This window comes from Billgrantia bachuensis, assembly GCF_011742165.1.
Classification (GTDB): domain Bacteria; phylum Pseudomonadota; class Gammaproteobacteria; order Pseudomonadales; family Halomonadaceae; genus Halomonas; species Halomonas bachuensis.
The window spans coordinates 1-2,125 of sequence record NZ_JAAQTO010000076.1 but is presented as its reverse complement, the minus strand read 5'-3'; the positions used below and the strand labels follow the sequence as shown (position 1 = coordinate 2,125).

The 2,125-nt window shown below is 56.7% G+C and carries 1 tRNA gene and 1 rRNA gene; both read left to right on the top strand.

Annotated elements, in window-relative coordinates:
* The first annotated feature begins 315 nt into the window (after positions 1-315).
* Positions 316-1,855: ribosomal RNA gene (locus HBJ55_RS22160) — 16S ribosomal RNA — on the top strand.
* 94 nt (positions 1,856-1,949) lie between these two features.
* Positions 1,950-2,026: transfer RNA gene (locus HBJ55_RS22155), tRNA-Ile, on the top strand.
* Positions 2,027-2,125 lie beyond the last annotated feature (99 nt).

Sequence of the window (2,125 nt, the reverse complement as noted above, 5' to 3'; positions counted from 1 at the left end):
GAGTTGACAAGCTCGGTCGGATCGGTAGAATACGCCTTCCTCGCAGGGCGCTGGCGAGGCCGCTGACAGAGTCAGCTGCCCCGACGGCAAGCGAGACGCTCCGCTCTCTATAGAGCCCGGAGCCGCTCTTTAACAATCGATCAGGTAATTCATGTGGGCGCTTGTCGATGAGGTGGGTGAGAAGTCACACCATTTCAAGGCAAGCGACTCGTCGAAGACCTTCGGGTCTTTTTGAGAAGCTTTGACCTTGAGCCGAGTTTGGTTCGCTTTCGTCCGTTTCTTCGGGAAGGGGCGAGCAAGAACCGCAATGATTTGAAACTGAAGAGTTTGATCATGGCTCAGATTGAACGCTGGCGGCAGGCCTAACACATGCAAGTCGAGCGGCAGCACGGGGAGCTTGCTCCCTGGTGGCGAGCGGCGGACGGGTGAGTAATGCATAGGAATCTGCCCGATAGTGGGGGATAACCTGGGGAAACCCAGGCTAATACCGCATACGTCCTACGGGAGAAAGCGGGGGCTCTTCGGACCTCGCGCTATCGGATGAGCCTATGTCGGATTAGCTGGTTGGTGAGGTAACGGCTCACCAAGGCGACGATCCGTAGCTGGTCTGAGAGGATGATCAGCCACATCGGGACTGAGACACGGCCCGAACTCCTACGGGAGGCAGCAGTGGGGAATATTGGACAATGGGGGCAACCCTGATCCAGCCATGCCGCGTGTGTGAAGAAGGCCTTCGGGTTGTAAAGCACTTTCAGTGGGGAAGAAAGCCTTCCGGCCAATACCCGGGAGGAAGGACATCACCCACAGAAGAAGCACCGGCTAACTCCGTGCCAGCAGCCGCGGTAATACGGAGGGTGCGAGCGTTAATCGGAATTACTGGGCGTAAAGCGCGCGTAGGTGGCTTGATAAGCCGGTTGTGAAAGCCCCGGGCTCAACCTGGGAACGGCATCCGGAACTGTCAGGCTAGAGTGCAGGAGAGGAAGGTAGAATTCCCGGTGTAGCGGTGAAATGCGTAGAGATCGGGAGGAATACCAGTGGCGAAGGCGGCCTTCTGGACTGACACTGACACTGAGGTGCGAAAGCGTGGGTAGCAAACAGGATTAGATACCCTGGTAGTCCACGCCGTAAACGATGTCGACTAGCCGTTGGGTCCTTCGCGGACTTTGTGGCGCAGTTAACGCGATAAGTCGACCGCCTGGGGAGTACGGCCGCAAGGTTAAAACTCAAATGAATTGACGGGGGCCCGCACAAGCGGTGGAGCATGTGGTTTAATTCGATGCAACGCGAAGAACCTTACCTACCCTTGACATCCTCGGAATCCGCCGGAGACGGCGGAGTGCCTTCGGGAGCCGAGTGACAGGTGCTGCATGGCTGTCGTCAGCTCGTGTTGTGAAATGTTGGGTTAAGTCCCGTAACGAGCGCAACCCTTGTCCCTATTTGCCAGCGATTCGGTCGGGAACTCTAGGGAGACTGCCGGTGACAAACCGGAGGAAGGTGGGGACGACGTCAAGTCATCATGGCCCTTACGGGTAGGGCTACACACGTGCTACAATGGTTGGTACAAAGGGTTGCGAACTTGCGAAAGTGAGCTAATCCCAGAAAGCCGATCTCAGTCCGGATCGGAGTCTGCAACTCGACTCCGTGAAGTCGGAATCGCTAGTAATCGTGAATCAGAATGTCACGGTGAATACGTTCCCGGGCCTTGTACACACCGCCCGTCACACCATGGGAGTGGACTGCACCAGAAGTGGTTAGCCTAACCTTCGGGAGGGCGATCACCACGGTGTGGTTCATGACTGGGGTGAAGTCGTAACAAGGTAGCCGTAGGGGAACCTGCGGCTGGATCACCTCCTTAAACGACGTATCGCCGCCTCGCGGCAAGTGCTCACAATGAATTACCTGATCGGCCAGAGCAAAGACTGTTTGGGTATGGACCCAGCGCGACCAATGGGTCTGTAGCTCAGTTGGTTAGAGCGCACCCCTGATAAGGGTGAGGTCGGCAGTTCAAATCTGCCCAGACCCACCATTCTCGAGCTTCGGCCGGGTCTGTCGCTCAGTTGGTGAGAGCGCACCCCCGGAAGTTCTGTAAAGAGAAGGGTGAGGTCGCCGGGTTTATTTCAAATCT